Below are 25,795 nucleotides of genomic sequence, written 5' to 3'. Positions count from 1 at the left end.
TAGTGCGTTCCGCTGCTCAACGCCCTGCCGAAGGTATGGGGCACCTCTTTACGATCGGCCAATATCGATCGTTTTCGATACACATATAGGGGAATTTCACCTACGCATAGACAACGTGGCCATGGCTTTATTGCCATGGCCACCTCTCGATTCGCCAGGTTTTCTATCTGTGCCGCAACCTGATCGCCTACAGAGCGAAACAGATGGTTTAACAAGCACGCGTTTAGCGACATGAGATCAAACTAGTAAAAATCGGCTCTACGCTTCACTATCATGACGCGTCAAAATTCGAGCGAAATCTCGTACGGTCGGTTTTCTCCTGGTTCTTCATTGCCTCCCCGTAAGCCTGCACTACTTTGGATTTACCCAGTTCCATCTCGGTTCCTGTCTCGATCTCAAGGGATGAATTCAGGCCAGATACCAGCAATGACCCATCTTCCTGCGCATACGCGAGGAACACGTAGGTCGAACCGACTTCGGGGAGAACATCGTCCTCGTAAAGAACCACGTACTTCTGTTCCTTATCGACACCACCGGACTTCTGGACGGGGATTGCTCTATCGGAAACAAGTTCGCCCTTGATATTGCGCAGCACTTTAATCTTGTAATCGGTATACGGATCTGCAATTTCTTTGGTGCCATTTTCAGTCTCAATGGCCACCGGGTCTTTGTACGTAGTACCAACCTTGGATTCAACCTTGCCGACAAAGACATAGTCCGCGTCGCCAACAGTTGCTGCCGGTTTTTCGACATCCACCGCAAAAGAGCCATGCTTCTCTGCAACAGGCAGCGATCCAGGATCTGCCGCAGTCACTCCGCCAGAGCTGCACGCTGCCACAGACGGCGCAGCAGCTAGAAAGAAGCACTCGACAGCCAGCCGATAATTGATTCGCTTCATTGCGCTCGCCAGCCTTTCTATACTCGAGATCCTAGTAGCAAGGTCGTAGGAAGCTTTGTCATTGCTACTCAAGCTCTACTTCGTCGCCACGTACCTGCACATGACAACGTAGGACTGGTTGTGGTTTAGGTGCCGGGCATATAGTCATCACCCAGTGTATAGTCATTACATGCTGACCATTCCAAATCGCGTGGACGTGATGAACCGCCTAGGGCGGGCACTGGCTGATTCCACGCGTTCCCGCATCCTCCTGTCCTTACTGGAGAAACCGGGCTATCCTGCCCAGCTAGCCCGCGATCTTGGACTGACACGCACGAATGTTTCGAATCATCTGGCGTGCCTACGCGGGTGCGGAATTGTCGCCTCTGAAGTCGAGGGACGGCAAACACGTTATGAAATTGCTGATCCTCATTTGGCTGCCGCGTTGATTGCCTTGGTTGACGTGACGCTCGCGGTTGACAACAGCGTGCCGTGCATTGATGTTTCTTGCACTGTTCCAGGTTGCTGCACCCCAAAGGAAAATCCATGAACCTGGCACTTCTAACTCCAGCGCGCCGAAATGTTCTGCAACGGCGCATTCGCGTGATCGTTGCAATCACTATCACCTGGAACGTTATCGAAGCGGTGATTGCCCTCATCGCTGGCGGCGTGGCATCATCAGCCGCGCTAGTCGGCTTTGGACTTGACTCGATTGTTGAAGTGCTCTCAGCTGCCGCCATCGCTTGGCAGTTCGCCGCACCCGATCCCGAGAGGCGAGAAAAAACAGCCCTGCGAGTTATCGCTATCTCGTTCTTCGCATTAGCTGCCTATGTTTCTGTTGACGCGGCGCTTTCCCTGACTGGCATCAGGGAACCAGAGCACTCCATTGCGGGGATCATCCTGGCCGCAGTGAGTTTAGCGGTCATGCCTTTTCTGAGCTTGCTTGAACGTCGAACAGGCCGTGAGCTGGGGTCGGCCTCGGCAATCGCCGATTCGAAACAAACTCTCATTTGCTCTTACCTGTCGGCGGCTCTGCTGGCCGGTTTGCTGCTCAACAGCCTGTTGGGTTGGGCGTGGGCCGATTCGGTGGCCGCGCTAGCAATTGCATTTGTAGCAGTGCGCGAAGGCATCCAAGCTTGGCGCGGGGATACGTGCTGCACTACCCCCGTCGCGGTATTGACGGGGGAAACTAGCCCTGACAGTTGCAAGGATCCATGTTGCGATTCCAAATAAGGCAAGAGGGTTTGCGTTCATGAAGAAACTGCTGACCCTCGGTTAACCAGGCGTTGAATCGGCAATGCCGCCACGATCAAATGACCTGCTGCATTAAAACCCCATGCAAGTGCAGTCACTGCTCTTCTTGGCCCTCGCCGGCCAACGGCATCTTGCTGCATGGAGTACAGAAACCGAGGGCACGACTAGGCAGTTCCGTCATGTTGCGAGGGATGACAAGACTGCATGGGGGCAAGGCCCGCCTCGAAACATCCCTGCATTATTCGCCTCCCGGTCGCCTTGAGGCAGGACCTTTCCAGCTGCTGCTGCTTGGCAACTTGAAGGACTGCCAGCCAACTGGTTTATGGCGCCTTATGGGGCACGCTTGCTGTGCTCCTCACCCGCCTCCAGGAACGCGCCACCCCGACATAAGTTCTGGCGGATATCGCTTTCGCTCCCCTATGGCGCTGCATCAATGCGGCGCGTGCACCCTGGCTCCCAATCCAAGCGCCGCTTTCCGTACAAACTCGTGCACAGGATGCAGGAATCTTGCGCACCACGGCAAAAGAACCGGATGAGGGCTGAGCAATTGCCCGTTCGCATAGGCTCTGCGCGAAACTTCCGGGTCATGATCGGCCCAATGCTCGATTCGCATCCAACGCACCGATAGCATCGAGACAGCAACAGTCCATCGTTCCAGGAGTTAAATCCCATGCCTCATAAGGTCAAAGCCGTTATTTCCCGCGTCAAGGACGCGCCGGTAGAGGTCGTCGACATCGTCGTTCCGGACCCAGGTCCCGGAGAAGTAGTCGTTGACGTGCTCACCACTGGCGTCTGCCACACCGACCTGCACTACAAGCTCGGTGGAATCGGCGACGAGTACCCCTACCTGCTGGGCCACGAGTCCACCGCAGTGGTCAGCCAGATCGGCGAGAACGTCACCAACGTCAAGGTCGGCGACCGCGTCATCCTGAACTGGCGCGCAGTCTGCGGCCAGTGCCGCGCTTGCGCCAAGGGCCAGCCGAAGTACTGCTTCAACACCTTCAATGCCACCCAGAAGATGACCCTCGAAGATGGCACCGAGCTTTCCCCTGCTTTGGGCATTGGCTCCTTTGCCGAAAAGACCCTGGTCCACTCCGGCCAGTGCACCATCGTGGATGAGGACGCCGATCCAGCTGCCGTAGGCCTGCTCGGCTGTGGTGTCATGGCTGGCATCGGAGCTGCCATCAACACCGGCGAGGTCAAGCGCGGAGAATCCGTGGCCGTCATCGGCTGCGGCGGCGTGGGCGCGGCAGCGATTGCCGGCGCGCAGCTGGCCGGCGCGACCACCATCATCGCGGTGGACGTCAACGCAGACAAGCTGGAAGGCGCCAAGAAGTTCGGCGCCACCCACACCGTGGATTCCTCCAAGGTCGATGCCGTCGAAGCAATCCAGGAACTAACCGGCGGCTTCGGCGCCGACGTGGTCATCGACGCAGTGGGCCGCCCGGAAACCTACAAGCAGGCGTTCTACGCCCGCGACCTTGCCGGCCGCGTCGTACTGGTGGGCGTGCCCACCCCGCAGATGAAGCTGGAGCTGCCGTTGCTCGATGTATTCGGCCGCGGCGGATCGCTGAAGAGCTCCTGGTACGGCGATTGCCTGCCAAGCCACGACTTCCCAATGCTTGTCGAGCAGTACAAGCTGGGCCGCCTGGACCTGGACTCCTTCGTGACCGAGCGCATCACCATTGACCAGATCGAAGAAGCCTTCGCCAAGATGCATGAAGGAACCGTACTGCGCTCGGTGGTGGAACTCTGATGTCCGCACGTATCGAGAACGTCGTCACTTCCGGCACCTTTTCCCTGGATGGCGGCACCTGGGACGTGGACAACAACGTCTGGATCATCGGCGACGATTCGGAAGTGATGGTCATCGACCCGGCCCACGATATCGAGAAGATCCAGGAAGCCGTCGGCGAACGCGAGGTGATGGCAGTTCTGCTCACTCACGGACATGATGACCACATCCGCGCAGCCGGCGAATTCTCGGACATTGTCGATGCACCGCTGTTCCTCAACCCGGAGGATCGCATGCTCTGGGAAGCTGTTTATCCCGAGCGCGACGTGGACGCGGAAATCAGCGATGGGGACACCTTCACCATCGCTGGCACGACGCTCACCGCGATGCACACCCCCGGGCATTCGCCTGGCTCCACCTGCTTCTACGCAGAAGACCTGGGTGTGCTGTTCAGTGGCGACACGCTGTTTAACGGCGGCCCTGGGGCTACCGGCCGCAGCTATTCGAGCTTCGAGACGATCATCGAGTCGATCCGCGGCAAGCTGCTGGTCCTGCCCGAGCAGACCGTAGTCAACACCGGCCACGGCGATGCCACCACCATCGGCGCCGAGGCGCCGAACCTGGAGGAATGGATCAAGCGCGGGCACTAGCAGCGTGCTGCAGGGCAGGGGCAGTCGGCCATGGCGGTCGACTGCCCCTGCGCTTTAATTTCTTCTGACAGAGAATCAGTGTTTCAGCAGTGCTGGCGTGGCAAGATTAATCCCATGCCTGCACTTAAACGCCGCAAACCCGTGTTTCCATTGCTCATTGCCGCCGCAATGCTCTTAATTGCCGGCATCGCCGTGCTCTGGTGGGATAGCCAGCAAGAAGTCATTCTCTACATCGGATCCTATGAACCGCTGGAAGCTGGCTCTGGGTTCTACATTGGCCCGGGTCCCGCCGAAATCATCGGCTGGGTTCTGGCATTGCTCGGCGTTGGCGCGCTAGGCGTTGCCGCCGGATCGCTGCTTCGCCAGCTCGCTCCCTTCAAAGCCTGGTTCCTGGTTGCAGGACTGCTGCTGGCGGCAGCAGGCGTGGCAGCGATGATATGGGACTACAACCAGGTCCGGACCTTTGGCTGGTTTGCCTATGCGCCGTTGAGCAAATCAGAATTCCATCCGGCCAGCGCAACCCTGGTCCTGGGCAAACTGGGGATAGCCGCCGGAACTTTCCTGGCCGCCAGCTACCTGGGATTGCGGCACAGTTCCGCGCTCACCGGATCAGCTGCCAGCGACTAGAACAGCGAGTTGCTGTGCTCTTCGATCAGCTGCGGCGAATTATTGCGCACGTTGCCCACCGCGGTATCAACCTCGTGCATGGTCCATGCGGAGGCGACATCAAAAGCCTGGGCACGGATCTGCTCGATCAGCCCTTCGCCATCTTCCTCGGCCGGGTTCATCCAGCGGCCCATCATCTGATGGTCCAGCGGAATCGGCAGGCGATCGTGCAGGCCGGCCAATTCCCCCAGCACCCCGGGTTCCTCCGCCGACGGGGAATCCATGGTCATGATCGAGGTTGAAAGGATCCAGCTGCCATCCTCGTCCTTCCACCACTCATAGAGCCCGGCAAAGAAGATCAGCTTCCCGTCCTCCCGGTGCACGAAGAAGGGGCGCTTCTTGCTGCCTTCCTTCTTCCACTCGTAGTAGCCTTCCACCGGCACCACCGCGCGGCGCTTCTTCACCGCGGCGCGGAAGGTCGGCTTGCTGCTGGCGGTTTCGCTGCGCGCGTTGAAGGCGCGCACGCCCACCGAGAGTTCCTTCGCCCACCCGGGCACCAGGCCCCAGCGGGCCACGTGGATCTGGCGGTGCAGCTGATCGTCAATCAGCCGCTCGAGCACAATGGGCACATCGGTGGTCGGGGCGACGTTCCAAGACTGGCGCAGCTCCAGATTGGCATCCGCTTCGGCTTCGGCTTCTGCCACCAAATCGCCGATCGCCTTGGCCATCACATACCGTCCGCACATCATCCGCTCCTTTGCACCGGCACAGGGAAATCTGTTCACCAGTCTAGCTACCGGAATGGAAGAAATCAGCGAAGTTTTCTGCCCCAGCCGGGAACAAAGCGGACAGCGGTGCCGTTACATCTAGCATGAGCAACGAATTGAACCTTGACCAGTACGTTCCTGCCACTGGCGGGGTCACCATGTTTACCACCAGCTGGTGCGGTTACTGCCGCAACCTCAAGCGCCTCATGGATCAGAAGGGCGTGGCCTACACCGAAGTCAACATTGAGGAAGTCGAGGGCACCGCAGAGATCGTCGAGTCGTTCAACAACGGCAACCAGACCGTCCCGACCTTGATCTTCCCGGACGGCACCGCGGCCACTAATCCCCGGATTGAAGAAGTCGTCGAGCGCGTCGGCGCCTAGGAATTAAAACCAGAAATCGGTGCCTGAAAAAATCAGGCACCGATTTTTTGCTGCTCCGAACACTAGACCAGGCTGATGTGTTCGCGGTATTCCGCAAGCAGGGCTGCGATGAAGAGTTCGGTGGTCACCGTGCCCACCAGATCATTGGCAGCGCCAACCGTCGAGGGATCCATCGGCACATCCATCGCCTGGTACACCGCGTCAAGCACCTCGCGCAGGGGCTCGGAATCCTCGACGACAAAAACGGATGAGAACAACCACGCACCAGCCACTACTCGCTGAGCCGTGCCGACAAGTTTCACCGGGTAGCTGCGAGGAGAATCTGCCGTCGGCAGGCCATGGACCGAGTGCTCCCCAGGGCAGTACTCCCCCGGGATGGGGCCAACCTGGGCATCAACACCCAGGCGCGTCAACGCCCTGGCATAAATATCGGCAAAAACCTCAAAACGGCGCCGCTGCCCCATCACCGCTTCATGCTCCGGCTCAAGATGGTCAACGATCAGCGTTCCTTGGTGATATGCCGCGGCGCGCCCGCCAGCCTTGCGCACCAACGGGGCAAATCCCCGTTGCGCAGCTTCTTCCCGGGCAGCTTCATAGCCCGCCAGGCGAACATCGCGTTGCCCAAAAGCCAGGGTGGGGTCGGGACGGTACAGGCGCAAACTCGGTCCGCGGTCTGCCGACTGGACTTCGCGCAGCAGCTGGACACCACGTTCCAAATCTGCTGCAGGATCACCGCTAGGCTCTTCGAATTCCAGTGTCAACGGCGCATCCGACTGAGGATTGAACAAACTCATACTCCTGAGTCTAATTCAGCAGTTATCCGCCGGTGGAGTTGATGTCACAGTGCTCGCGTGCTGCCCAGCGGCAAATTTGGGCCATAATAAAAGGCGTGCCAAATTCTTCCACCCCTGTCATCCTGATCGGCGGACCTTCCGGATCGGGCAAGTCCTATCTCGCCTCCAAATACGGTAATCCGCATCTGCCGCTGGATGAGTACTACCGGCAGATCAGCGAAGACGGCAACCCCGTTGCATTCCCCCGTACGGCCTACGGAGAAATCGACTGGGACCATTCGGGCACATGGAACAAGGAAGCTGCCCTGAAGGCCATCGATGAGTTGCTGGAAAACGGAAGCACCATGGTTCCCAACTATTCGATCGCCACCTCCAGCTACAGCGGGCACAGGGAAATCCGCTCCAGCAACGGACCCATCGTCGCCGAAGGAATTTTCCTCTACGAGCTGCTTGAACCGCTACGCGAAAAGGGGATCAACGTACAGGCTTACTACGTTGACGAACCGGCATTGGTGACCGGAATTCGACGCTTCGTTCGCGACGTGGCGCAACGACGCAAACCGATCCTTTTCCTGCTCAAGCGAGGCTACGCGCTATTTCGAGTACATGGAGCGGATCGCGAAAAATACCGCGAACGCCAGTTCGTCTTGAAGTCCAAGCCTGAGCTCAAAAAGCTGCTCGCCCGGCTTTCCGCGTCATAGCCTGTCCCTAGCGCGAACGTACGGTCAAGATCTGTTCGGCCCGGCCAAATGGTCCGCTTTCATCGTGCAGCACCGTCGAGGTTAGGCCGATTCCGTCAGCACCGTAACTTTGCTGGACGTCGAGCCCCAGCCAAGATCCGGCAGGCTGCCGATACATATGGATCTGCAAATCGAGATTTGGATAAATCCAGGTTCCCTCATTCGGCTCGACACGAGGCGCCACACCGTTAGCGGTGTCGATCATTCCCACGAGCCTGGCCATATCCGAAGCATCCAAGGCATCAACCAGCGCGTAGTCGGTGCGCAGCCAAGCGATTCCCCTGCCTGGACGCCAGTCGTCATTCGAACGCAGTTCAATAGAACGGATATACCCGCCCGGCCAGCGTTCGCTAATCTTTTGGACCTCGCATTCTTCCGGGCCAGGAATTTTAGCGTCCTCGATCCCGGCAACGGCGCTTGAGTCGCCAGTAATCACGCGCCAGGCACGAGCGACAATACTGGTCCGCCCCTTGGCGGTCATTTCAGCTTCGACCAACTCGATGGTGCGGCCGGGGCGAATCATTCGTGTCGTGATTTCGAATTCTCCGGCATGTATTAAACCGTGGATCTCAAAGCTCAGCCGGGCGATACGCATGTCGTCACGTGGCTCAAAGTTTTCCAGCGCATAGGCCAGGATTCCAGAAGCTGGCCCCATATGCTGTTCATGCTCATTCCATGCGCCTTGGGCATGCCATGACGAGCGGTACCGGCCTTCTCCCAGAGATTCAAAATAAAAGTCGCCCTTGGCGAGAATCCTGTCGAGTTCCTCAGCGAGCTGGTGCGTCATTGCTGCCCTCCTGGCCTTATGAAAATCATTTGCGATGCACTCAGGTTATCCAAGAGCAACTGAAATCAATAGATTACCGATCTTTATCGTGTTCGTGCGCCCGCTGACCGGCACTGTCCATAATGCCCAGAATTTCGGCAACGCCATTCTTTGCCCACATCGCATGCGGCGTCATCGTGTCGAACTGGGCTGATTGACCGGCTTTCACGTGATAGGTGCGTTCCCCGAGCTGCAGCTGGATCTCTCCGAGCAGCACTGTGAACCATTCTTTCCCAGGGTGGATGCGCAATTCGCTTGGCGCCGGAGCTTTGGACGGGTCGATGCGCATTTTCGAGACGTTCACGCCGTTGACAGCGTCATCGGTGGACAGCTTCCACAGGGTGATCCCAGGCATGGTGATGGGCTCCGGGCGAATAATGATCTCGGCTTCGGAGGTGGCAACGAGCTCGTCCAGGCTTGTCTCTAGCGCCTTGGCCAGCGGTACCAGCTGGTCCAAGGCGATGCGCCGGCTGCCGGTTTCAATTCTGCTCAAGGTCGAAACGCTGAGTTGCGCCTTGCTAGCCAGGGCTTCCAGGGACCAGCCGCGATTCTGGCGCAGCGTGCGAATGCGATGGCGAATAATCTGGTCCACATCTAATTCTTGCGTCATGCGCAAAAGACTACACCTCCACGCGCAAAATATCGATAGCCTGTGAACCTGATCAATCAAGATACCCGGGAGGAATATCATGGAACATTTCGAAGCAATCATCATTGGCGGCGGCAGCGCAGGACTTGCAGCTTCGGTTGCCCTAGCGCGATCGCGACGAAGCGTGCTTGTGATCGATGAAGGGCACCCGCGTAATGAGCCCGCAGAACACGCGCACAACGTACTTGGGCAGGAAGGCACCAGCCCATTGAAGTTATTGGAACGAGGTCGCGTGGAAGCCCAAAACTACGGTGCCCGCATCACGGCCGGTACGGTGGATTCACTCTCAGGATCGCTTGACGAAGGATTCATGGTTCACGCCGGGAATCAGGTGTTTAGCGCCGAACGCATCGTTTTAGCCACCGGGCTCAAGGATGAACTTCCAAGGATTCCTGGCCTTCAGCAAGCATGGGGAACCTCCGCAATCCACTGCGCTTATTGCCATGGGTGGGAAGTTCGAGATCAGGAAATCCTTGTCATCGGCTGCGGGCCCATGAGCGCGCACCAAGCCATGATGTTCCAGCAATTGAGCTCCAAGATCACCTTCATTAATCATGCCCCTTCTGAGCTGAGCGAGGAAGGAGCGGCCCTCTTGGCCGACCTTGGCATTCCAGTGGTCAACCACGCAATCCAGGACCTGGAATTCGGCCAGTCGGGACAGCTGAAGGCCGCCAAGCTGGATAATGGCGAACGACTTCAGGCCCAATCGCTCATCGTAGCCAGCCAAATGAACGCCAATGCCGACCTCTACCTGTCACTGGGTGGCGAACTAAGCGAACATCCGCTTGGCACATTCATCAAAGCCAACGAGACCTGTGCCACCGAGGTTCCTGGGGTCTACGCCGTCGGCAACGCAAGCAACCTAGGGGCAATGGTCATGGCGGCCGCGGCCTCTGGCACTCTGGCTGGCGCTGCTATCAACGCCGACCTGCTCAACTCAAAACTAGTAAAACCGTAGGAAGCGCACTCTTCGACATGCAGCAGCTATCCCGCCATGCTGGACAACCGCCAGGCGTGGCGGGATAGTTCATTTGGCGCCCCATCCCGCCGCACAGCGTACGCAGACTCGCCAACGTTGTACTCATCACTTCACACATCGAGCAGATCAATGGTAGGGTTGAATTGTTACCTCGACGCTTGCAGGTGTGATTCACCCGCCAGCAAGTGTTAGCAGTAGGATTTGTAGCACAGCCAACAAATCGTCTGTGCAATACAAATCGGTTCACCGATCTTCGGATTGATTGAACTCCTATCGAAACGAATTCTTCATCTTCTCTTCTTCACTGCAGATAAAACATCTCGACGCTTCTCAACGTCGTGCCTCTGTGGATTCCTTGTTCTACTCCGCTAGCGTGGGGTCATTACCCGTTAGCAGCCTGGATTCCGATGATGTTTAAGCTAGTGCAGCGACACCCGTTTTGGCCGGTACCGGCAAAATCAGTATTCGATTCTCCGTATCGACGGCAGGCGAATAGTTCTCGACAGCTCTGCTCGAGGTAACCCCCAAATTTTCCGATTCGGAACTTCGAATCGGCAACCGGGCCACAACGTGGCCAATCAATAAATAAGGAAATAACACTATGGCCACTGGCACCGTGAAATGGTTCAACGCTGAAAAGGGCTTCGGCTTCATCGCTCCTTCGGATGGATCTGCTGACGTTTTCGCACACTACAGCGCTATCCAGAGCTTCGGTTTCCGTAGCCTCGAAGAGGGCCAGACCGTTGAGTACACCCTGGAAGCTGGTCCAAAGGGCCCACAGGCTACCAACATTCAGGCTCGCTAAGAGACTTTCTTCAAAGGTGTAGTTCCCCCGCAAGGGCTGGAACTGCACCTTTGTTGCATTTAACCCCGGCCATTCATTCAGTTCCGGCGTGCCCTGGCCGGCGGTCGTTCCCTCAGAACGCCTACGCCAAGCAAACGGGCTGGTATCGCCGACAGCCGAGGAAAACGCCGAAAAATCATAGTTGCCGGAGCTGGCAAGATTATCTCGGCTGTTCCCCGCAGTACTTGCTTCAGCCCTCTATGCATTACTCGTTGCATGCCCTGCACAACAAAGGTGGGCACAGTTCGCCGACGCTGCACTCTGGCCAGATGCCGATCATCCAGCGTTGACGTGCGTAGTGGCTCTGCCAGAAGACGTGCTGCTGCTACTGCATCTTGAACAGCCAAATTCACGCCTACTCCCCCGACAGGACTCATCGCATGCGCCGCATCCCCAATGCATAACAGCCCTGGCTGCCACCACTTTCGCGCTCGATTCAGTTTAACGTCCAATAATTTCGCATCTTCGAGGCTCAAGCCAGCGACTCCCTCTACCAGCTCTGGGGCAGCCTTCGTGATCGATTGGCGCCAAGGATCAACACCCAGGCTTCGCAATTCAGCATCCTTGCCCTTAGGCAAGATCATTGCAGTCTGCACATAACCGGTTCGCGGGATCAAAACGAACATTCGGCCCTTCACGAATGCTGGCGACAACGTATATTGGCGTTTCAACTTGCCAGGGACTTTGAACCACCAAACATCAATCGGGACCGAAAATTCTTTCATCGCAATAGCAGCAGAATCACGAACACGCGACCACCTGCCGTCTGCTGCAATAGTCAGCCCGGCCCTCAACTCGTGATCGCCATCTGGCCCAGAATATCGAACCCCAACGATTTTTCCCGATTCGCTCAGCACATCGGTGACCTCGCAATTCAAGCGAAGTTCAAAAAGCTCTTCTGCCTCACCAGCGCGCGCTAAAAGATCCAGAAAATCCCATTGGGGAGCCATGGCGATATATGGATACGGGTGTTGCAGCTTCGACAAGTCCACCACTGTGACAGGTGAACCGTCCTGAGCGGGAAATTGCGCCTGCGTAACCTTATTGAACTTGATCTGCTCGAACTGATTCATCAATCCAAGTTCATCGAGCAACAGCAATGTAGATGGGTGGATAGTATCTCCACGAAAGTCCCTGAGGAAATCAGCATGTTTTTCAAATACCGTCACGGGAACTCCGGATCGTGCCAGCAGGAGGCCTGCCACCATCCCGGCAGGCCCTCCCCCAACGATGATGCAACTGGTGGCGGACTTCATCGGTATTCCTTTCGGAAGCTGTCTACTGGCTTCCACCTTGTCACCAATTCCCTCGCCTGAATAGTGCACACAGCGCTTTCAGGATGAGTTGGCCTGGGACTTGCAGAGGAATTGCCGTGCCCTACCCGTGAGCGTGGCACAGCGGGTGGCTCAAACAGCATTATTCGACGGCGGGCGCATTAATACGACGGGACTCGACTGCTCCCGCAACAGCATATCGCTCGTCTCTGGCAGCGATCCGTTGCCCTCTTTTAATATGGAGAAATGGTTCAAGCTTCCACCAGGCCGGAATAGACGGCATTGAAGCCGCAACATCTTTGCGTCTTAGCCAGCAGGCGAAAGCCTAGGTGCCGGGCCCAACCGCTGATTGACTAGCCGCAAATCGTGCATCGCCGGGTGTTTTCCCCGTTTCTTCCTCCGCACAAAGGTGCCAAGGATACCCGCGCAGATCTTCCTGAATTTTCACAAAATACTATTGGTTCACCGCTGCCAATAAATGGGCATAAAAACGGCCAGGACTTGCAGAATGCTGCAAGTCCTGGCCGCTGGTTGGCCGATTCAGGCCATTCTAGGATTCTGAACTAGAAATCCCAGTCTTCGTCCTCGGTGTTCACTGCCTTGCCGATAACGTAGGAAGAACCGGATCCCGAGAAGAAATCGTGGTTCTCGTCGGCGTTCGGGCTCAACGCAGCCAAGATGGCTGGCGAGACGTCGGTGACGGTTGCAGGGAACATTGCCTCGTAGCCCAGGTTCATCAGGGCCTTGTTGGCGTTGTAGTGCAGGAACTTCTTGACGTCCTCGGACAGGCCTACTGGATCATAAAGATCATGGGTGTACTGGACTTCGTTTTCGTACAGCTCGAACATCAGCTCGAAGGTGTAGTCCTTCAGTTCCTGCTTGCGCTCTTCGCTGGCGCCTTCCAAGCCCTTCTGGAACTTGTAGCCGATGTAGTATCCGTGAACAGCCTCGTCACGGATGATCAGGCGGATCAAGTCTGCGGTGTTGGTCAGCTTCGCGTGCGAGGACCAGTGCATTGGCAGGTAGAAGCCCGAGTAGAACAGGAACGATTCGAGCAGGGTCGAGGCGATCTTGCGCTTGAGCGGATCTTCACCGTGGTAGTAGCTCTCAATGATCTGCGCCTTCTTCTGCAGGTTCACGTTCTCCGTGGACCAGCGGAACGCCTCATCGATTTCCTTGGTCGAGGCCAAGGTCGAGAAGATCGAGGAGTAGCTCTTGGCGTGCACCGATTCCATGAAGGCGATGTTGGTGTACACGGCTTCTTCATGCGGGGTAATCGCATCCGGGATCAGCGAGACCGCGCCAACGGTTCCCTGCAGGGTGTCCAGCAAGGTCAAGCCGGTGAACACACGCATGGTCAGCAGCTTTTCATCTTCGGTCAAGGTCGCCCACGACTGGATGTCGTTGGACAGCGGCACCTTCTCGGGAAGCCAGAAGTTATTAACGAGGCGGTTCCATACCTCCACGTCCTTCTCGTCCTGGATACGGTTCCAGTTGATAGCTTCAACCTTGTGGGTGAGCTGAATCTTCTCGGTCATTGCCCCTCATCGATCAGCAGAAAATATGCAAAAAATATACAGTCAGACTGGCTTAAATCCTACCGCTTCTGCGCCTTAAAACATAACCTTTGACTCTGTGATTCTTGCCGTCTTATCGGCTTTGACTAGGCATTTAAATACAACCAGCTGCCAATTCTCTTGGAGAATTGGCAGCTGGTTGCTCAATTGGCTAAGGCCTTGGCCGCAGCCTGAAGTTCCGGGTTACAGTGCGCAGGAAACGCAACCCTCAACTTCGGTGCCTTCCAGGGCCATCTGGCGCAGGCGAATGTAGTACAGGCTCTTAATGCCCTTGCGCCATGCGTAGATCTGGGCCTTGTTGATGTCACGAGTGGTGACGGTGTCCTTGAAGAACAAGGTCAGCGACAAGCCCTGGTCTACGTGCTGGGTTGCAGCGGCGTAGGTGTCAATGATCTTCTCGTAGCCGATTTCGTAGGCATCCTCGTAGAAATCGATGTTCTCGTTGTTCATGTAAGGAGCCGGGTAGTAAACGCGGCCGATCTTACCTTCCTTGCGGATCTCGATCTTCGCTGCGACCGGGTGGATCGAGGAAGTCGAGTTGTTGATGTACGAGATCGAACCGGTGGGAGGCACAGCCTGCAGGTTCTGGTTGTAGATGCCGTGCTCCATAACCGAAGCCTTCAGAGCGTTCCAGTCTTCCTGGGTAGGAATGTGGATGTCTGCGAAGAGTTCGCGCACGCGCTCGGTGGCCGGCGCCCACTGCTGATCGGTGTACTTGTCGAAGAATTCTCCCGACGCGTACTTCGAGTTCTCGAAATTATCGAAGGTCTCACCACGTTCCATGGCGATCTTGTTCGATGCGCTCAAGGCGTGGAACAGGACCGTGTAGAAGTAGATGTTGGTGAAATCGATGCCTTCTTCGGAACCGTAGTAGATGTGCTCGCGGGCAAGGAAGCCATGCAGGTTCATCTGGCCCAGGCCGATAGCGTGCGACTTCTTGTTGCCGTCGGCAATCGAAGGTACCGAAGCGATGTAGGACATGTCCGACACTGCGCTCAATGCCCGAATGGCAATTTCCACCGAACCGGCAAGGTTCTTGCCGTCCATGGCCTTGGCAATGTTCATCGAGCCCAAGTTGCAAGAAATATCCTTGCCAATCTTGGAGTAGCTCAAGTCGTCGCCAAATTCGGAAGCCGAGGAAACCTGCAAGATCTCCGAGCAGAGGTTCGACATCGTGATGCGGCCAGCAATCGGGTTGGCCTTGTTCACCGTGTCCTCGAACATGATGTACGGGTAGCCGGACTCGAACTGGATCTCTGCCAGGGTCTGGAAGAATTCACGCGCGCTGATTTTGGTCTTCTTGATCCGCGAGTCATCGACCATCTCGTAGTACTTCTCAGTTACCGAGATTTCGCTGAATGGCACGCCGTAAACGCGTTCCACGTCGTACGGGCTGAAGAGGTACATGTCTTCGTTCTTGCGAGCCAGCTCGAAAGTGACATCCGGGATGACAACACCCAGCGACAGGGTCTTAATGCGGATCTTCTCATCCGCGTTCTCGCGCTTGGTGTCCAAGAAGCGGTAGATATCAGGGTGGTGTGCATTCAGGTACACGGCACCGGCACCCTGGCGTGCGCCAAGCTGGTTAGCGTAGGAGAAGGAATCTTCCAGAAGCTTCATTACAGGGATGACGCCGGAGGATTGGTTCTCGATCTGCTTGATCGGTGCACCGTGCTCACGCAGGTTGGTCAGCGACAGGGCCACGCCGCCGCCGCGCTTGGACAGCTGCAGCGAGGAGTTCACCGCACGGGCGATCGATTCCATGTTGTCTTCAATGCGAAGCAGGAAGCAGGAAACCAGTTCGCCACGCTGCGCCTTGCCGGCGTTGAGGAAGGTAGGGGTTGCAGGCTGGAAGCGGCCGTCGATGATTTCATCAACCAGCTGGGTAGCCAGCTTCTCGTCGCCACGAGCCAGGTGCAGGGCAACCATGCATACGCGGTCTTCGTAGCGTTCCAGGTAGCGCTTGCCATCAAAAGTCTTCAGGGTGTACGAGGTGTAGAACTTGAACGCGCCCAAGAAGGTTTCGAAACGGAACTTCTTGTTGAAGGCGTGTTTGAACAAGTCGCGAATGAAGTTCATCGAGTACTGGTCAAGCGTTTCGCGCTCGTAGTATTCGTGCTTCACGAGGTATTCGAGCTTCTCGTCAAGATCGTGGAAGAACACGGTGTTGTTGTTCACGTGATCCAGGAAGTACTGGCGGGCTGCATAGCGGTCCACCTCGAACTGGATCTTTCCATCTGGACCGTAAAGGTTCAGCATGGCGTTCAGATCGTTGTAGCTCAAGCCCTGGAACTGGGCTGGGAGCTCCTTTGAGCTCGTCATCGTTCCTGCCAATTCTGCGACGCTGGTGTCCAAAAGGTTTCAAGCCCTTCTTTGACGTTGAGAACGTCTTCCGAGGTTCCCATAAGTTCGAATGTATAAAGTACGGGTACGCTGCATTTCTGGGCAATACGCTTAGCCGCGATGCAGTAGTACTCGCCGAAGTTTGTGTTTCCCGCGCCGATTACACCGCGAAGGTTTGCCCGATTTTCGTCATGCCGCAGGAACTTCATAATTTGCGGGACAATTGAATGCTTGCCTCGTTCTCCACCATAGGTGGGGATGAGCAATACATACGGAGCAGTGGAGATGAGCTGCGGTTCGGTCGCAAAAACCGGAATCCGAGCCGCATCCATCTCAAGTTTTTCCACGAATCTCTTGGTGTTCTCCGAAACCGATGAAAAGTAGATCAGATTCGATTTCGTGAACTCGACTGGTTCGCGGGCCTCAGCGTTCTGCCTGTCAGCAAGAGCTGTGGGTGACATCCTCTTTCGCCTCCACTGCAAAGTGAGCGGAATGGGCTCGTGCTCTAGTTGGCTGGAGCCAGCAATTCGATCTTGTCTGGGCGGAAGCCCGACCAGTGATCATCGTCGGTAACGACGACAGGTGCCTGCATGTACCCCAAGCCACGTACGTGCTCCAAGGCAGTGGCATCCTGTGAGATGTCAACCTTGTTGTACTCGACACCCTTCTTATCCAACGCGCGGTAAGTAGCGTTGCACTGAACGCAGGAAGGCTTCGTGTAAACCGTGATGGCCATGTCCCTGATCCCCTTTAGAAATTCTTGATGTTGGCCGGATTCCCTCTTGTTGAGGGAAAGTCCCAGCTGTCCTTTCGGATGCCTCAAAAACAGGGTTTCCGAGGTGCTACTGGTGCGAGCCGCACCAACGGGTTCAATACTACATGTTGTGTTTTACCGGTCAAGCGGCCACAACATGATGTATTACAAGTATGTCATTCTTCCCCCACAACGTCCACAGGAACTGTGGATATTCGACCCCGTTTAAACCGCGATTTCTCGCGGTCTGCCCAACTTTGTCCACAGCCCTGCCACTGGCGCTTGTGGTTTAAAAATTCTTGTTGTGAGATGTTCCTCGGCGTGTTCCACTCCCATATCTAGTTGCGCCCTCCCATGGGCTGCCACTACATATAGTTTCGCTCGCACGACCGACAGTTTGAGCGCCCTGCGCTCGCACTGTGCACAACGCAGCGCAAAGGGCGGCCAGCTATTTCCAGCTGTCCGCCCTTTGCGCTGCACCTAGGTGGACGCCAGGCCACCCGTTATTCAGGCGTAGTTGCGTGCTCCGAAGATCCCTTGGCCCACACGCACCACGGTGGCGCCTTCGGCAATAGCGAGCTCATAGTCGCCGCTCATGCCCATCGACAGGTGCTTGAAGCACTCAGGGGCTTCTGGCTGCAGCTGCTGCAAGGTGTGGCGCAAGGAGGCGAAGCTACTGCGAACCTGCTGCTCGTCGGTGGTGTTGGCCGCCATGGTCATCAGCCCCACGGGCGTGAGCCGATCCAGCGGCGCCAAGGAGGCCAGCAGCCCGGCCGCCTCGGAAGCCAGAACCCCCGACTTGCTTTCCTCGCCGGATGTATTGACCTGGATGAAGACTTCCAGCGTGCGATCCTCCAGCTCCAGGCGGCGTTGCAGCGTCTGGGCAAGCTTCAAGGAGTCCAGGGCATGGAATTCGTCGGCGAACTGCGCCACGAACTTCGCCTTGTTCGTCTGGAGGGGGCCGATGACGGCATAGCGCAGGTGCGGGAAACGCTCATGGAAGCTCTCGTACTTGCCTTGCGCCTCTTGCACCTTGTTCTCCCCCAAGGTATCCACCCCGGCGGCAATAGCCAGCTCCAGGCGTTCGACGCCAATGGTCTTGGTCACCGGCAGCAAGCGCACGGAGCCGGCCTCGCGGCCCGCAGCAGTGCACGCGGCGGCGATGCGCTGGTTGACCGCTGCCAGGTTGCGAATGAAATCCTCGGTAGTAGCCGCATGGGCGGCAGCTGGTTGCGAAGTCAAAACGCCAACTTTCTCGATCTGCAAAAGTGTTGCTGGCGCCAAAAAGGCGCCAGCAACAAGCATAGGCATAAACGCCTAGAACATTTGCCGCCAATTGGTCTTCGCCAGATCCAGCAATTCGTCTCCGCGTCCCGAAAGCACCGTGCGGATGGCGTAGAGCGCAAAGCCCTTGGCCTGTTCCAGCTTGATGTTCGGCGGCATCGACATCTCCTGGCGGTCGGTGACAACGTCGAGCACCGCGGGCCCATCGTGCGCCAAGAACTCCCTGATGGTGGATTCCAGCTGGGCGGAGTCATCCACCCGATAGCCCTTCAACCCCGCGGCGGTGGCAACGGCGCCAAAATCCGGGTTGTGCAGGTCGGTGGCATAGGTGACGAATCCGGCCGCCTTCATTTCCAGCTCGACGAAGTTCAACGAGGAATTATTGAAGACCACGATCTTCACCGGCAGCTTGTTCTGGGTCGCGGTCAGCAGCTCGCCGAGCATCATCGACAACCCGCCATCGCCGGCAAAGGCAATCACTTGCCGTTTGCGGTCGATCGCCTGGGCGCCGAGCGCGTGGCACAGCGCGTTGGCCATGGAGCCATGGTTGAAGGAGCCCAGGACCCGCCGCTTGCCGGTCATCGTCAGGTAACGGGCCGCCCAGATCACCGGCGAGCCGACATCCGCGGTGAAGATCGTGTCCTCATCAGCGGCCTGGTCGATCAGCCTGGCCAGGTACTGCGGATGAATGGCCGCGCCCGGCTTGGATCCGGTAGCCAATTCATCGAGCTTGGCCCTGGTCTTGCGGTAATGCTCCAAGGCATTATCCAAGTGCTTGCGATGCGTTTGCACCGGCAGCAGCGCATTCAGCGCGGCGGCAGTGTCCTTCACCGTGCCCACCAGCGGAAGATCCACCCGGGTGCGGCGGCCAATCTGCTCGCCGCGGATATCCACCTGGATGATCGTGGCATCCTGCGGATAGAACTGCTGGTACGGGAAGTCGGTGCCCAGCATGAGCAGCACATCGCACTCCGCGATGGCCTTGGCCCCTGAGGCAAAGCCCAGCAGGCCGGTCATCCCCACATCAAAGGGGTTCTCGTACTCGATATGATCCTTGCCGCGCATGGCGTGCACGATCGGGGCCGCCAGCTTGTCCGCCAGCGCGATCACCTCGTCATGGGCACCGGCCACCCCGGCACCGGCCAGGATGGTGACCTTCCGCGACTCCTCAAGGATCTCCGCGGCCTGCTCCAGCTCCTGCTCATTGGGCAGGACCCGGGGGCTGGTCTTGGCGATGCGCTGGGTGGCGGTGCGCTCCATTTCCGACAGGGCGACATCTCCGGAAATCACCAGCACGGCGACCCCGCGCTTTTCGATGGCCTCGCGCATGGCGATGCGCAAGATCCTCGGCATCTGCTTGGCGTCGGAAACCTGCTCTGCGTAGACCGAGCAACCGCGGAAAACTTCCACCGGATTGGTTTCCTGGAAATAGTTGGAGCCGATCTCCTCGGTGGGGATCTGCGCCGCAATGGCCAGCACCGGAACCCGGGAGCGATTCGCGTCGTAGAGCCCGTTGATCAAATGCAGATTGCCCGGTCCGCATGAGCCCACGCAGACTGCCAGCTCCCCGGTGATTTCGGCTTCAGCCGCGGCGGCGAAGGCGGCAGCTTCCTCATGGCGGTGGTGCACCCATTCCATGCGCCCGTTCTCCCGCAAGGCATCGGTCAGGCCATTGAGCGAGTCGCCCGGGATGCCGTAGATTCGGCGCACCCCCTGGGTGTCGAGCTGTTCAATCAGGTGGTCGGCTACGTTAGGCAAAACATTCCTCCTGCACACAATTTTCCAGTGGGTCTATTGCCCACCCTACTGCGCGGTTCTGCCTTGTGCCATGGATTTGCGGCGCCAAGCCGGGTTCCGCCAGACACACTCCCAGGTGTCGTGCCGCACATCACCGGTGCGGCCCACGATCGAGCTGGCCCATGGCGCAAAAGAGCGCCGCCGCATGGCTAGGCTGGTGCCATGAGCAACGAACCGCGCCGCATGGCCAACACCGCTGAACTTCCCATCGGAGAACACAATGGGGCGCTGTGGAAATTGGAGCCGGCAGAACGGGGCCTGGATGCCAACGTCATCTCGCTGGCTCCCGGCGAGCAGATCGGGAAGCATCAAGGGCCAGCGCTGGATGTGCTGCTGCATGTCCTCGCCGGCTCGGGGGTGCTGCGCACCGACAGCGGGCAGATCGACCTGGCGGTCGGAGACATCATCTACCTGCCCGCGCACAGCCAGCGCCAGTTCATCGCCGGCGACGGCGGCCTGGGCTATTTCTCGGTGCACCAGCGCAAGAACACCACCGGCCTGATGCCCGCATCCCGCACCAGCTAGCTAGCGTTCTGGGCTGTTCCACACGCCTTTCTCGATGAACCGCTCCAGCTGGCCGGTATACGGCGCCAGGTCCAAGCCCTGCTCCTCGAGCCATTGCTGGTTGTAATAGGTGTTCGCGTAGCGCTCGCCGGAGTCGCAGATCAGCGTGACCACGCTGCCCTGTTCCCCGCGCTGGAGCATTTGGGCGATGATCCCGAAGGCGGCATACAGATTGGTGCCGGTGGAACCGCCAGCGAAGTAGCGCGTGGTGGCCCGCAGGAAATGCATGGCCGCCAACGAGGCAGCGTCGGGAACCTGCACCATGTGATCGATCACCCCGGGCATGAAGGAGGCTTCAACCTTGGGCCGGCCAATGCCTTCGATCCGCGACCCGGTGCCGGTGGCGTACGCCAGGTTGCCGGTCCGCCACCCTTCATAGAAGGAGGAGCCTTCGGGATCGGCGACGCAGATGCGTGTTTCATGCTGCTTGTAGCGGGCGTACCGGCCGAAGGTCGCGCTGGTGCCGCCGGTGCCAGCTCCCACGACAATCCAGCTGGGGATCGGATGCGGCTCGGCGGACATCTGCGCGTACACCGATTCGGCGATATTGTTGTTGCCGCGCCAGTCGGTGGCCCGTTCGGCATAGGTGAACTGGTCCAGGTAGTACCCCTGGGATTCTGCGGCCAATTCGCGAGCCGCGGCATCAACCTGCCCGGCCCCGTCGACCAAATGGCAGCGTCCGCCATAGAACTCGATGAGATTAATTTTCTCGGTGCTCGTCGAGGCCGGAATCACGGCGATGAAATCCAGTCCCAGCATCCGGGCGAAGTAGGCCTCGGAGACCGCTGTTGAGCCGCTGGAGGCTTCCACCAAGGTGGTGCCCTCGGTGATCCGCCCGTTCACCAGGCCATAGAGAATCAGCGAGCGGGCCAGCCGGTGCTTGAGCGAACCGGTGGGGTGCACCGATTCATCCTTCAAATACAGTTCGATCCCCCAAGAGACGGGCAGTTCGAAGCGGAGCAGGTGAGTGTCGGCGCTGCGATTCGCGTCGGCGTTGAGCTGGGAAATTGCATGTCGCACCCAAAGATCAGTCATTCTTCCACTGTAGCGGTGGCATCGTGCTAGAACACAGCCGTCGTGATAAATTCAAAATTGTGGAATTAAAGCTGGTTTCTGGTGGTTATGCCGCACTCATGCTTCTTGGACTAGGCTGGGCCGTTTGGGCGGTGCTCACCGCTCCCGCTCTTGAGGATATTGCCGGCGGCTGGCTAGGCCAGGACGCAACTGCCAGTTCGGTGCCGCTCATCGGGCAGATCCCCTGGCTTGGGTTGATGGCGGCGCTGGGTGCGTATGCAATCTGGCAGGGACTATCGCGCTGGCACATCGAAATACACCGGAAGATCCGCCCCTGGGTCCTGGGCATGGTGCTGCTCAACGCGATGTGGGTCTTGTGCCTGCAACGCGGATTGATCGGCGTGAGCCTGATTTCCGGCCTGGCGCTGCTGGCGGTATTGGCTCGCATTGTGCTGGCCATTGACCGCAGCGTTCTGGTGCAGCACATTGACCGCTGGGTCACCAGGGCGTGCTTCGGGCTCTTCGCCGGCTGGTTGTCGGTCATTATCGTTGCCGAGGCGCTGGCCTTCGCCGCAATGCACCATGGCAACCCGGATGCGTTGATGTTCAAGGGGGCCAGCGCGCTGGCATTGATCCTGCTCGCCCTGTTTTTGTGCGCGGTCACCTTCAAGAACCCGATGGGCATTTATCTGAATGCCGGAGCGCTGTGGGTTCTGGCCTGGATCATTCTTGATCGATACTCGGGACACGACACTTCTCCGGTGTTTGCCACCGTTTGCCTCGTCGCCGCAGCCCTGATGCTGATATGCCTGCTCAGCGCACTGCGCACCCGCATCCGGCGAATCCTGAGTTCTCACTGAGCGCAACGCCGTACGCTTGAGAGCCATCCCCTGTCTGGATAGTGTGGAAGGCGAGGCCCAAAGGTCCATCAGAGAGGAAAACATGTCGAAGACTGCTAAGAGCTTTAAAGAAGTTGAAAAGTCGTTGGCGAAACTCGCCAAGGCTGCCAAGGAAGAGCTGCCCAAGGAAATCCGTGGCGGCTGGACGGAGGCTGTTTCCAGTGTCAATGCTGATGCCATCAGCAAGGCAGGTTCCCACCTGATCGAAAACGTCACCGGAAATTCCAAGGCTGCCCAGCGTGCACGCACCTCTGTGCAGAATGCCGTCCAGACCGCGCAGAAGAATTTGGCGCCGAAGGAGAAGTCTTGCAAGGGAGGCAAGTTCCTGATTGTCTCGCTGATTGTCGCGGCAGTAGCGGCCGTGGTTCTCTCCCAGGCGCAGAAGAAGAACTAGGTTTTCCAGCCCCAGGGCTATGGCCTCAAGGCGTGGCATCCATGGATGCCACGCCTTGAGGCGTTTTTGCGCTATTTTCCCTCCGAGTTATTTGGCTCTGCGTTCACGCGCTGATTTGAATGCCGCGGCCGCACCGAGCAATGCGACCACCAGTCCGACTGGGATCAGCCACAAGCTATCGGCACCGGTATCTGCCAGATTCCCCTCTGGTTCGGCTTGCACAACTTTTTCCGGATCAACGCTGCTTGATTCTCCCGAGGTCGAATCCTGGTCTTCCGTCTCGGGTTCTTGCGCAGGCTGCGACGGCCCAGGCTCTGCTTCATCCTCCGAAGGCGACGGCACTGGCGATGATTCGCTTGGTTCCGGCGTTGGGGTTGGACTATCGGATTCAAGGTCGAAGACGCTTGATGCTTTGCCTAGAGAGGCGAAGACAGTTTCGCCGGTGGCGTCATCTACCGCATCGTTGTCAGTGGCAACATAGACTTCTTCCCCTGCCACGGCCAGGCCTTCAAGCTTCTCCTGGGTCCATCCGCGGGTTGCTTCAAGCACCGGCAAGACATCGAAAGCAAGCTTCTTGTCCACCATGGCTACGCCTGCACCGGCACCCTTGGCTTCACTCCCGGGCAGTTCCACTTGGTATATCGCCTTGTGCTGAGCTGCTGGACCTACCTGGTTGTCACGTTCGATAACAGCATAGGAGCCGTCCGGCAGCGCTGTGATCTCCGAGAGCCCATTCCAGGAATCTTCGGCTGGCTTATCCAACTGGTACCCATACCAGCTAAACGAGCCGGTGGCAGGAAGATATTTGCCAAGGCGGACAAATGACTCGCCCGGGACTTCGCGTTGCAATGCGAAGATCACCTGCTCATCATCACCGCTTCCCCGCACCGCCACGCCTTCCAGGCCTTGCTTCTGAAGCGGCCCGACAACATCTTTTGGCAATGCGACTTCTTCAACCACCGCACCAGAATCATCGATTTTCACCAGCAGGTTCCCAGTTCCCTCGGCTCCTTCATGGGCTGCCCAGAAACCGCCGTCTTCACGTGCAGCCAGACCTTCAAGGTCCAATTCCACGCTTGCACCGGTGACGGAAATCGAGTGGTCGACAGTTGCCGGCTTGCCAAGGCTGATGCCATAAATCTGTGCCGCATAGGCGTTATCGCTGACCGCGTAGAGCTTGCCTGGATCTTTCGGGTCAGGACTCAGCCCGCTGAGCGCCCCAAAGGGGACTAGCGAATTCCGGTTTGATACAAGTTGCGGGAATTGCGCCTCGTCTGCTCCGAAGGAGTAGAGGCTGAGCGCGGAACGCACATCGTCCTCATCGGTTTCAGAAGCAACCGCAAGCAGTCCGCGTTCTGGAATGGGCAGGATCCCTTCTGGCCCGTTGGTACTGGGCAAAGTCTGTACATAACGCGGAGACTTTGGATTGGACAGGTCATAGACGGCGACAAAGTTCGCCCGTTCTGCGGCAACAAATCCGTAGTCGACGCCGTTGAACTGTGCAATAGCAAGGCCTTCGGGCTCGACGCCCTTTTTGTCCGCACGGCTTTCGGGGAAGAGGCCCTGGGCTAGCGCGAGTTGCTCAAGAGCATTTCCGGAGTCCCAAACAACCTTTCCCGTGCGTGAATCAAAGATCGAAAAGCCGCGGCTCCCGCCCTTCCAATCGCCTTCATTGGCGGTGGCCAAATAGCGGTCTTGGAGCCATGCAACAGCATCCGGTTCTCGCGGAACATCGTGCAGTGAGCCATTGGCATCGAGTTGGCCATCGTCGGTGGAGTCGATCCCTTGAAGGTCGACAGTGCCGGTGCTGAAAGCCCGCTTGAGCTTGCCGCTTGGCATGTCGATAAGCACCATGCCGTTGTTTTCTTGGAGGGTTACCGCCAGCTGGTTTTCAGAATTGATGCTCACATACTCTGGTTCCGGGTCCTGTGGGGTGTCCAGGCCGGCTTTTGCCAAGAGCGGCAATGCTTGGGGATCGCTTGGTGTTCCAGAAGTCAATGGGACTTCGCGCAGATTCCACTCTTCTGGGCTGCCTGACTTGAGATCCAGGATGGCCACGGAACCGGCAGGCGCTTGGGGAAGCCCTCCGTCGCCGGCATCCTCATCGCGTTCGTTCTCAATGGCGATGCCCGCATACGCGCCGTATTTGGAGATTGCGATGGAATCCGGCTGTCCGGGCAACTCGAAGCTATGCACGAGCGAGCGGTCTGCGATGCGCACAACGTCCACCCGTCCGGAGGGTTCGCTGTAGCTTGCGGAGGTATTGACGACAACAAACACGTACGGCCCGTAGGCTGCAACGCTGGTTGGCTCGTCTTCGGCACTGCCAAGTTGGTGCAATCCCAGAAGTCCCAGGCCTTGAGGTTTCGACGGATCAGAAATGTCGACAAAACCGACACTTCTCGAGAGTGCGTCCGAATAGATCAGGGTATTGCCATCTTCGGAAACGGTGGAAATTTCTGCCGCCGTGGTTCCTTCGGCGCCATCCGGATGGTTTTCGTACACCGGATATGTGGCGACCCGCTCAAAATATTCACTGCTGTCAGCGCTGGCGGGGGTGCTAATGCTGGCGGCTAGGATCGCAGCCGCGACTAATCCAATACTTTTACCTACAGCGCGATGCACCGGCTTCTCCCTTATGAAGTACTAGCTGTTTCCTCCCAAGATTCTCAGTAGCGGGCTAATTGCTGATGAACGAAAAGCGGACACCGGCAGGACGGTACATGTCGAATGGTTCCGCTCCTCACATTTAGTTGCATCGTTTCAACTAAAAGCGCAGACTCACAATGAA

At 57.8% G+C, this 25,795-nt stretch carries 26 protein-coding genes; 12 read left to right on the top strand and 14 right to left on the bottom strand.

Annotation, left to right across the window (positions count from 1 at the left end):
• Positions 1 to 271 precede the first annotated feature (271 nt).
• Entirely contained in the window at positions 272 to 898 is a 627-nt protein-coding gene (locus tag H6F58_RS16640; protein ID WP_195182188.1) for a hypothetical protein, read from the bottom strand.
• A 169-nt stretch (positions 899 to 1,067) separates the two neighbouring features.
• On the opposite strand from H6F58_RS16640, the gene H6F58_RS16635 reads away from it, so the two are divergent.
• The 5 genes from H6F58_RS16635 (at position 1,068) to H6F58_RS16615 (ending at position 5,143) form a co-directional block, all read left to right on the top strand.
• On the top strand, positions 1,068 to 1,427 hold the full coding sequence (locus H6F58_RS16635; protein WP_195182187.1) for a metalloregulator ArsR/SmtB family transcription factor: 360 nt from the start codon (positions 1,068 to 1,070) through the stop codon (positions 1,425 to 1,427).
• The gene (locus tag H6F58_RS16630) at positions 1,424 to 2,110 is read left to right on the top strand and encodes a cation transporter (RefSeq protein WP_060701722.1); all 687 of its coding nucleotides are present in this window, start codon (positions 1,424 to 1,426) and stop codon (positions 2,108 to 2,110) included. Before H6F58_RS16635 ends, H6F58_RS16630 begins: the two co-directional genes overlap by 4 nt.
• A gap of 691 nt (positions 2,111 to 2,801) precedes the next feature.
• Positions 2,802 to 3,887, top strand: coding sequence for an S-(hydroxymethyl)mycothiol dehydrogenase (locus tag H6F58_RS16625; RefSeq protein ID WP_171919767.1), 1,086 nt, complete (start codon positions 2,802 to 2,804; stop codon positions 3,885 to 3,887).
• Entirely contained in the window at positions 3,887 to 4,516 is a 630-nt protein-coding gene (locus H6F58_RS16620; protein WP_060701724.1) for an MBL fold metallo-hydrolase, read from the top strand. Before H6F58_RS16625 ends, H6F58_RS16620 begins: the two co-directional genes overlap by 1 nt.
• A gap of 114 nt (positions 4,517 to 4,630) precedes the next feature.
• Positions 4,631 to 5,143, top strand: a complete 513-nt coding sequence (locus H6F58_RS16615) for a hypothetical protein (RefSeq protein ID WP_171919768.1) — start codon at positions 4,631 to 4,633, stop codon at positions 5,141 to 5,143.
• Here H6F58_RS16615 and H6F58_RS16610 read toward each other — a convergent pair.
• Entirely contained in the window at positions 5,140 to 5,868 is a 729-nt protein-coding gene (locus H6F58_RS16610) for an SOS response-associated peptidase (protein ID WP_084793198.1), read from the bottom strand. The two genes, H6F58_RS16615 and H6F58_RS16610, sit on opposite strands and share 4 nt — an antisense overlap.
• A 125-nt stretch (positions 5,869 to 5,993) precedes the next feature.
• Here H6F58_RS16610 and H6F58_RS16605 point away from each other — a divergent pair, with 125 nt between their 5' ends.
• Complete coding sequence (locus tag H6F58_RS16605; protein WP_060701727.1) at positions 5,994 to 6,272, top strand: mycoredoxin; 279 nt, start codon at positions 5,994 to 5,996, stop codon at positions 6,270 to 6,272.
• A gap of 62 nt (positions 6,273 to 6,334) precedes the next feature.
• On the opposite strand, the gene H6F58_RS16600 is transcribed toward H6F58_RS16605, so the two are convergent.
• On the bottom strand, positions 6,335 to 7,066 hold the full coding sequence (locus H6F58_RS16600) for a hypothetical protein (RefSeq protein WP_060701728.1): 732 nt from the start codon (positions 7,064 to 7,066) through the stop codon (positions 6,335 to 6,337).
• A gap of 95 nt (positions 7,067 to 7,161) precedes the next feature.
• Between H6F58_RS16600 and H6F58_RS16595 the strand changes: the two genes are divergently transcribed.
• A complete protein-coding gene (locus tag H6F58_RS16595; protein ID WP_060701729.1) occupies positions 7,162 to 7,767 on the top strand; it encodes a hypothetical protein in 606 nt (201 codons plus the stop codon).
• 7 nt (positions 7,768 to 7,774) lie between these two features.
• Here H6F58_RS16595 and H6F58_RS16590 read toward each other — a convergent pair whose 3' ends face one another.
• Together H6F58_RS16590 and H6F58_RS16585 are read right to left on the bottom strand one after the other, a co-directional pair.
• Positions 7,775 to 8,593 carry a thioesterase family protein gene (locus tag H6F58_RS16590; RefSeq protein WP_060701730.1) on the bottom strand — a complete coding sequence of 273 codons (819 nt, stop codon included), beginning with the start codon at positions 8,591 to 8,593 and terminating at the stop codon, positions 7,775 to 7,777.
• Positions 8,594 to 8,666: 73 nt separating this feature from the next.
• Complete coding sequence (locus H6F58_RS16585; RefSeq protein ID WP_060701731.1) at positions 8,667 to 9,242, bottom strand: XRE family transcriptional regulator; 576 nt, start codon at positions 9,240 to 9,242, stop codon at positions 8,667 to 8,669.
• Positions 9,243 to 9,321: 79 nt separating this feature from the next.
• Between H6F58_RS16585 and H6F58_RS16580 the strand changes: the two genes are divergently transcribed.
• Together H6F58_RS16580 and H6F58_RS16575 are read left to right on the top strand one after the other, a co-directional pair.
• Positions 9,322 to 10,239 (top strand): NAD(P)/FAD-dependent oxidoreductase, encoded by a 918-nt coding sequence (locus tag H6F58_RS16580; RefSeq protein WP_195182186.1) that lies wholly within the window; start codon positions 9,322 to 9,324, stop codon positions 10,237 to 10,239.
• A gap of 622 nt (positions 10,240 to 10,861) precedes the next feature.
• Positions 10,862 to 11,065, top strand: coding sequence for a cold-shock protein (locus H6F58_RS16575; RefSeq protein WP_013349123.1), 204 nt, complete (start codon positions 10,862 to 10,864; stop codon positions 11,063 to 11,065).
• Positions 11,066 to 11,142: 77 nt separating this feature from the next.
• Here H6F58_RS16575 and H6F58_RS16570 read toward each other — a convergent pair whose 3' ends face one another.
• The 7 genes from H6F58_RS16570 to poxB all read right to left on the bottom strand — a co-directional run bounded on the left by H6F58_RS16570 (position 11,143) and on the right by poxB (position 20,094).
• On the bottom strand, positions 11,143 to 12,360 hold the full coding sequence (locus H6F58_RS16570) for an FAD-dependent oxidoreductase (protein ID WP_060701733.1): 1,218 nt from the start codon (positions 12,358 to 12,360) through the stop codon (positions 11,143 to 11,145).
• A gap of 581 nt (positions 12,361 to 12,941) precedes the next feature.
• Positions 12,942 to 13,916, bottom strand: a complete 975-nt coding sequence (gene nrdF / locus H6F58_RS16565) for a class 1b ribonucleoside-diphosphate reductase subunit beta (protein WP_060701734.1) — start codon at positions 13,914 to 13,916, stop codon at positions 12,942 to 12,944.
• A gap of 222 nt (positions 13,917 to 14,138) precedes the next feature.
• The gene (gene nrdE, locus H6F58_RS16560; RefSeq protein ID WP_146275220.1) at positions 14,139 to 16,277 is read right to left on the bottom strand and encodes a class 1b ribonucleoside-diphosphate reductase subunit alpha; all 2,139 of its coding nucleotides are present in this window, start codon (positions 16,275 to 16,277) and stop codon (positions 14,139 to 14,141) included.
• A complete protein-coding gene (gene nrdI / locus H6F58_RS16555) occupies positions 16,274 to 16,759 on the bottom strand; it encodes a class Ib ribonucleoside-diphosphate reductase assembly flavoprotein NrdI (protein ID WP_146275221.1) in 486 nt (161 codons plus the stop codon). The genes nrdE and nrdI overlap by 4 nt, the downstream gene beginning before the upstream one ends.
• A gap of 44 nt (positions 16,760 to 16,803) precedes the next feature.
• Positions 16,804 to 17,034: a glutaredoxin-like protein NrdH gene (nrdH, locus tag H6F58_RS16550; protein WP_060703392.1), complete on the bottom strand. Its 231-nt coding sequence runs from the start codon at positions 17,032 to 17,034 to the stop codon at positions 16,804 to 16,806.
• 525 nt (positions 17,035 to 17,559) lie between these two features.
• Positions 17,560 to 18,294, bottom strand: coding sequence for a YggS family pyridoxal phosphate-dependent enzyme (locus H6F58_RS16545; RefSeq protein ID WP_206693774.1), 735 nt, complete (start codon positions 18,292 to 18,294; stop codon positions 17,560 to 17,562).
• Between the two features lie 75 nt (positions 18,295 to 18,369).
• A complete protein-coding gene (gene poxB / locus H6F58_RS16540) occupies positions 18,370 to 20,094 on the bottom strand; it encodes a ubiquinone-dependent pyruvate dehydrogenase (protein WP_195182185.1) in 1,725 nt (574 codons plus the stop codon).
• 201 nt (positions 20,095 to 20,295) lie between these two features.
• On the opposite strand from poxB, the gene H6F58_RS16535 reads away from it, so the two are divergent.
• The gene (locus H6F58_RS16535) at positions 20,296 to 20,658 is read left to right on the top strand and encodes a cupin domain-containing protein (protein ID WP_171919312.1); all 363 of its coding nucleotides are present in this window, start codon (positions 20,296 to 20,298) and stop codon (positions 20,656 to 20,658) included.
• Here the strand turns inward: H6F58_RS16535 and H6F58_RS16530 are convergent, their stop codons facing one another.
• On the bottom strand, positions 20,659 to 21,732 hold the full coding sequence (locus H6F58_RS16530; protein WP_195182184.1) for a PLP-dependent cysteine synthase family protein: 1,074 nt from the start codon (positions 21,730 to 21,732) through the stop codon (positions 20,659 to 20,661).
• A gap of 98 nt (positions 21,733 to 21,830) precedes the next feature.
• Here H6F58_RS16530 and H6F58_RS16525 point away from each other — a divergent pair, with 98 nt between their 5' ends.
• Together H6F58_RS16525 and H6F58_RS16520 are read left to right on the top strand one after the other, a co-directional pair.
• Positions 21,831 to 22,571, top strand: a complete 741-nt coding sequence (locus H6F58_RS16525) for a hypothetical protein (RefSeq protein WP_146275224.1) — start codon at positions 21,831 to 21,833, stop codon at positions 22,569 to 22,571.
• 82 nt (positions 22,572 to 22,653) lie between these two features.
• Complete coding sequence (locus H6F58_RS16520; RefSeq protein WP_060701741.1) at positions 22,654 to 23,004, top strand: hypothetical protein; 351 nt, start codon at positions 22,654 to 22,656, stop codon at positions 23,002 to 23,004.
• Between the two features lie 87 nt (positions 23,005 to 23,091).
• On the opposite strand, the gene H6F58_RS16515 is transcribed toward H6F58_RS16520, so the two are convergent.
• Positions 23,092 to 25,509, bottom strand: coding sequence for an esterase-like activity of phytase family protein (locus H6F58_RS16515; protein ID WP_348536408.1), 2,418 nt, complete (start codon positions 25,507 to 25,509; stop codon positions 23,092 to 23,094).
• Between the last annotated feature and the right edge of the window lie 286 nt (positions 25,510 to 25,795).

The sequence above is a fragment of the Glutamicibacter sp. FBE19 genome (assembly GCF_015524875.1).
Classification (GTDB): Bacteria; Actinomycetota; Actinomycetes; order Actinomycetales; family Micrococcaceae; genus Glutamicibacter; species Glutamicibacter halophytocola.
This window is presented reverse-complemented; position numbering and strand designations above follow the sequence as displayed.

What these genes read in the sequence shown, in the direction of transcription:
- H6F58_RS16590 (WP_060701730.1), bottom strand. Translation starts at nt 8,593, where the DNA reads ATGACGCACCAGCTCGCTGAGGAACTCGACAGGATTCTCGCCAAGGGC.
- H6F58_RS16620 (WP_060701724.1), top strand. Translation starts at nt 3,887, where the DNA reads ATGTCCGCACGTATCGAGAACGTCGTCACTTCCGGCACCTTTTCCCTG.
- H6F58_RS16580 (WP_195182186.1), top strand. Translation starts at nt 9,322, where the DNA reads ATGGAACATTTCGAAGCAATCATCATTGGCGGCGGCAGCGCAGGACTT.
- H6F58_RS16610 (WP_084793198.1), bottom strand. Translation starts at nt 5,868, where the DNA reads ATGTGCGGACGGTATGTGATGGCCAAGGCGATCGGCGATTTGGTGGCA.
- H6F58_RS16530 (WP_195182184.1), bottom strand. Translation starts at nt 21,732, where the DNA reads ATGACTGATCTTTGGGTGCGACATGCAATTTCCCAGCTCAACGCCGAC.
- H6F58_RS16520 (WP_060701741.1), top strand. Translation starts at nt 22,654, where the DNA reads ATGTCGAAGACTGCTAAGAGCTTTAAAGAAGTTGAAAAGTCGTTGGCG.
- H6F58_RS16525 (WP_146275224.1), top strand. Translation starts at nt 21,831, where the DNA reads ATGCTTCTTGGACTAGGCTGGGCCGTTTGGGCGGTGCTCACCGCTCCC.
- H6F58_RS16575 (WP_013349123.1), top strand. Translation starts at nt 10,862, where the DNA reads ATGGCCACTGGCACCGTGAAATGGTTCAACGCTGAAAAGGGCTTCGGC.
- H6F58_RS16635 (WP_195182187.1), top strand. Translation starts at nt 1,068, where the DNA reads ATGCTGACCATTCCAAATCGCGTGGACGTGATGAACCGCCTAGGGCGG.
- H6F58_RS16585 (WP_060701731.1), bottom strand. Translation starts at nt 9,242, where the DNA reads ATGACGCAAGAATTAGATGTGGACCAGATTATTCGCCATCGCATTCGC.
- H6F58_RS16640 (WP_195182188.1), bottom strand. Translation starts at nt 898, where the DNA reads ATGAAGCGAATCAATTATCGGCTGGCTGTCGAGTGCTTCTTTCTAGCT.
- nrdI (WP_146275221.1), bottom strand. Translation starts at nt 16,759, where the DNA reads ATGTCACCCACAGCTCTTGCTGACAGGCAGAACGCTGAGGCCCGCGAA.
- H6F58_RS16605 (WP_060701727.1), top strand. Translation starts at nt 5,994, where the DNA reads ATGAGCAACGAATTGAACCTTGACCAGTACGTTCCTGCCACTGGCGGG.
- nrdH (WP_060703392.1), bottom strand. Translation starts at nt 17,034, where the DNA reads ATGGCCATCACGGTTTACACGAAGCCTTCCTGCGTTCAGTGCAACGCT.
- nrdE (WP_146275220.1), bottom strand. Translation starts at nt 16,277, where the DNA reads ATGACGAGCTCAAAGGAGCTCCCAGCCCAGTTCCAGGGCTTGAGCTAC.
- H6F58_RS16600 (WP_060701728.1), bottom strand. Translation starts at nt 7,066, where the DNA reads ATGAGTTTGTTCAATCCTCAGTCGGATGCGCCGTTGACACTGGAATTC.
- H6F58_RS16625 (WP_171919767.1), top strand. Translation starts at nt 2,802, where the DNA reads ATGCCTCATAAGGTCAAAGCCGTTATTTCCCGCGTCAAGGACGCGCCG.
- H6F58_RS16570 (WP_060701733.1), bottom strand. Translation starts at nt 12,360, where the DNA reads ATGAAGTCCGCCACCAGTTGCATCATCGTTGGGGGAGGGCCTGCCGGG.
- nrdF (WP_060701734.1), bottom strand. Translation starts at nt 13,916, where the DNA reads ATGACCGAGAAGATTCAGCTCACCCACAAGGTTGAAGCTATCAACTGG.
- H6F58_RS16535 (WP_171919312.1), top strand. Translation starts at nt 20,296, where the DNA reads ATGAGCAACGAACCGCGCCGCATGGCCAACACCGCTGAACTTCCCATC.
- H6F58_RS16630 (WP_060701722.1), top strand. Translation starts at nt 1,424, where the DNA reads ATGAACCTGGCACTTCTAACTCCAGCGCGCCGAAATGTTCTGCAACGG.
- H6F58_RS16615 (WP_171919768.1), top strand. Translation starts at nt 4,631, where the DNA reads ATGCCTGCACTTAAACGCCGCAAACCCGTGTTTCCATTGCTCATTGCC.